Source organism: Lactobacillus delbrueckii subsp. bulgaricus (assembly GCF_046938665.1).
GTDB classification, from domain to species: Bacteria; Bacillota; Bacilli; order Lactobacillales; family Lactobacillaceae; genus Lactobacillus; species Lactobacillus delbrueckii_C.
Genome location: NZ_JBKZCD010000045.1, coordinates 1 through 3,694 on the forward strand (window position 1 = coordinate 1; position 3,694 = coordinate 3,694).

The 3,694-nt window shown below is 42.8% G+C and carries 5 protein-coding genes; 2 read left to right on the forward strand and 3 right to left on the reverse strand.

Annotated features, from left to right (window positions below):
• The coding region (locus tag ACLUXO_RS10005; RefSeq protein ID WP_412137423.1) for a polysaccharide deacetylase family protein at positions 1 to 644 on the forward strand (644 nt) is incomplete at its 5' end.
• 50 nt (positions 645 to 694) lie between these two features.
• Positions 695 to 1,354: a hypothetical protein gene (locus tag ACLUXO_RS10010; RefSeq protein WP_412137424.1), complete on the forward strand. Its 660-nt coding sequence runs from the start codon at positions 695 to 697 to the stop codon at positions 1,352 to 1,354.
• 62 nt (positions 1,355 to 1,416) lie between these two features.
• On the opposite strand, the gene ACLUXO_RS10015 is transcribed toward ACLUXO_RS10010, so the two are convergent.
• The 3 genes from ACLUXO_RS10015 to ACLUXO_RS10025 all read right to left on the reverse strand — a co-directional run bounded on the left by ACLUXO_RS10015 (position 1,417) and on the right by ACLUXO_RS10025 (position 3,378).
• Positions 1,417 to 1,737, reverse strand: a complete 321-nt coding sequence (locus ACLUXO_RS10015) for a carboxymuconolactone decarboxylase family protein (protein ID WP_412137425.1) — start codon at positions 1,735 to 1,737, stop codon at positions 1,417 to 1,419.
• Between the two features lie 30 nt (positions 1,738 to 1,767).
• Positions 1,768 to 2,802, reverse strand: a complete 1,035-nt coding sequence (locus ACLUXO_RS10020) for a zinc-dependent alcohol dehydrogenase family protein (protein WP_412137426.1) — start codon at positions 2,800 to 2,802, stop codon at positions 1,768 to 1,770.
• Between the two features lie 123 nt (positions 2,803 to 2,925).
• Positions 2,926 to 3,378: a flavodoxin family protein gene (locus ACLUXO_RS10025; RefSeq protein WP_412137427.1), complete on the reverse strand. Its 453-nt coding sequence runs from the start codon at positions 3,376 to 3,378 to the stop codon at positions 2,926 to 2,928.
• Between the last annotated feature and the right edge of the window lie 316 nt (positions 3,379 to 3,694).

A 3,694-nucleotide genomic window follows, 5' to 3' on the forward strand; every position in this document is an offset into this window, starting at 1 on the left:
CTCTTGCGTTGACCCTGTATGTAGGTCTGGCAACGAGCCCTAAGGCACAAGCAAGCAGTTCTGCCAAGGTTTATTTCAAGCAATACAAAGAAACGAAGAAATTTGCACACGACTTAACTGCGTCATTTTCCTACCAATTGCCGCAGTTAAAGGGAAACTCAGCGGCTATCAAAAAGATCAATCGCGTTCTGCAAAAGGATTATAAGAATGAGCTAAATAGCAAAGAAAATATGTATACGCAAGCAGACTCAGACGCAGAATCTGAAGAAAACCTAGATATACCAAAACGCCATAACAATGTCAAAACGAATGTGACTTATAACAAAAACAACATTGTCTCCATTCGACGCTACCAAAAAGTTAATACCAATGGACTTGAAAACATTGATATCGGAGGATGGACATTTTCTCTGAAAACTGGTAAATCTCTTCGTCTATACGATGTTACTAAAGAAAGCCGCTCAACTGTAAATAAGAAACTAAAAGATAAATACTTTGAAATGGGAGCAGATAAATCTTATATAAAAATGCATGGACTAGCAAACCTACCCTTCTTCATAAAGAAAGGAAAAGTTTATGCTTACACAGAATTCACTTTCGTTAGCTATCGGCATCCAGCGGTCTTTACTTCACGCTACAAATAAGAAGGAAATAAGTTCACCAACTTACTTTATTTTTTCGAGGAATTGAACACATGAAAAATAAAATCATAATTGTCCTGGCTCTTTTACTTGCAACACTTACTGGCTTAGGAATGAACACAACAGCCCAAGCAAGTAGTTCTGCTAAAGTATATTTCAAGCGTTATAAGGAAAGCAAGACGTTTAAAAACGAAAAAACAGCTACATTCTCTTACCAATTACCCCAATTAAGAGGGAAATCTAGCGCCATCAAAAAGATTAATGCTACTTTGCGAAAGAGCTACAAAAGAGAGGTGATTGCTAAAGAAAACCTGTATGAAATGGTAAAGAGTATTAGGGATTCCGAATACACACCCACCAATAATATCCATGATCTAGTTAGTACCAATGTGACCTATAATAGAAACAATATTATTTCTATTAGAAGTTATAAAGACTATAATTATGATCAATTGATTGAAATCAGTGGTTGGACATTTTCTCTGAAAACCGGTAAAGCACTAAATATTTTCGATGTTACTAAGGATAGCAACTCCAAAGTGAAAGCTAGACTAGTTGACAGAGTTAAACAATCTGATCTGAACGGCTATTGGGTTAAACATACTGACTACAAAGCAACAAGTTTCTACCTAAAGGGAAATAAAGCTTACGCGTATATGTTAACTAGAGACGGCTACCTCCATCCGATGATTTTTACCTCCCGCTACAAGTAAACTGTAAAAACAAAGATCGTCATTCCACCCATGTGGTCTGACGATCTTTTGTATATTCTGCTTTAGTCCCCGTAGACTTCTTCAATCAAAGGGAAAGTGCTCCACGCCTTAGGCCAGCCGCAGTAGAAAGCAAGCTGAGTAACAATCTCCACTGCTTCTTCTTTGGTGATCCCGTGCTTTTTGCCTAGCTCCAAGTGGGCTTTCAATTGCGGGTACAAGCCTGCGGAAAACAGTGCCGCAATAGTAATCATGCTCCGGTCTCTAGCCGACAATTTGTCTTCTCTTGACCAAACTTCCCCAAATAAAACGTCATCGTTCAGCTCCGCGAACTTCGGTGCTAACTTACCCAAGTGATCGCGGCCTGCAGTTTGTTTTTCTGCCATTTTTATCACCCAATGCTCTTTTTTAAAAAATTACTTGTCTGCCACGACCAGCAATGACTTAATTGCTTGCCGTTGATCCATCGCTTCATATGCTTCTTGCACATGATCAAGGTCAAAACTCTTAGTGAAGACCTTACCTGGGTTGATTTCACCCTTCAAAACAGCGTCCAGCAAGACTTCCTGGTCGTAAGTAGTGACGTTAGCGATCCCGCCGCGCCAGCCGACATTCTTCCAGAAGAACTTGTTGGTTTCAGGTTCTTTTTGCGGAACCCCTACCCGGCCGACAACCGCGCCAGCACGGGCAATCTGACCAGCCTGATCAATAGAGCTGCTTGCCCCAACACATTCCAGAACAGCATCAGCACCGTAGCCGTCAGTTAGTTCCAAAACCTTCTTTACCGCGTCTTCACCACGTTCACTGACGATGTCAGTTGCACCGAATTCCTTGCCCAAGGATGCCCGGTCTTCGTGGTGGCTAAGCAGAATGATCTTTTCAGCACCGAGCAATTTAGCCGCGATAACCCCGCACAAGCCAACCGCCCCGTCACCGATAACTGCTACTGCATCCCCTGGCTTAACTTCCGCGCTAGCCGCAGCATGGTAGCCAGTTGCCATAACGTCTGACAAAGTCAACAGGTCATTCAATTGCTCTTCAGTGTAGTCGCTTGGCTGGCCAGGGATTTTTACCAAGGCGCTGGCATTCTTAAAGCGCAGCTTTTCAGATTGGTAACCCTTGTTGCCGCCAACTTCCACGTTTGGACAGTTGCCGTCAAAACCAGCCTTGCAGATCTTACACTTCATGCAGCCGTGGGTAAACGGAGCGATAACGAAATCGCCGACCTTGACATTGTCAACCTTGTCACCGACTGCTTCTACGATCCCGATGGCTTCATGGCCAACCGTGCCTTTAGGCCGATCAGAAATGCCTCTAAACCACCACAGGTCGGATCCGCAGACGCAAGCTCTAATTACGCGGATAACCGCGTCGGTGTCTTGTTCAAGTGTTGCATCTTCAACTTCACGGGCTTCGACCAGGCCTTTTTTATCGAAATATGCTGCTTTCATTTTTTCTCGCTTTCTGTGTAAAAATCCGCTAACGTACTTTAATAATTATTGTAGCCTTTAGCTATAATTTTGGCGAATACTTAGCTTGTATATTGGTATTCGTTAAGATTATAGCTAAAATTTCTACCCTACTTGGACGCCAAGGTTTACCATGCCTTCAACTTGAGTAAACCAATACATCAGATTTTCGGTTGCTGCAACCGCGTCAGCTGGTGTTGAACCGTGGATGAAAATGCCAATTTTTTTACCTGGAAGAATCCCGTCAGAATCATGCGACAATCTCTCATAAAAGGTCTTCGCGTAGCCACTGATACTGTGCCAATAGATTGGCGAGCCAAGAATAATCGTGTCGGCTTCAGCAATTGCTTGCAGCACCTGGTCAAAGTGATCATCAGGGAAATGCTGTGAAAGCTGATAGATTTTTAGTTTGCTGAGGTCAATCTCTTGGTAATCTTTGCCTTCCAGCAACTCTATGCCCATTCTAGCGGTAGTGCCATTGGCGTTTTCTCTAGCATTGATGAAAAGGATCTTGCCGTCAAGCTTTGTAAAGCTGGTATTTTTTCGAAAAATGCTCATGTGTCTCTCCTCGAATTTAAACTTGTCGATCTTATTTTACGGAGAGCTGCCTATTTGGAAAAATACCAATTAAACAAGCTAGTATTAATGGGATGCATAGTTGGGGCGGCGGCGTGGTGTTGGGCATGTAAGACCATCTAAATGTTGAAGGTAAATCAACTTATTCAATGATTGTCAATGGCTGGCAAGCCCGGGATTCCACCTATTTCAATGGGTAGAGGGATAGGGTTTGCCGGCCTCTTTTTACTTAAATTTGTAAAGCGAAAGCTTTTGTTCTGCTTTTTGCCAGCTGCCATTATGCGTAATCAACTGGCAT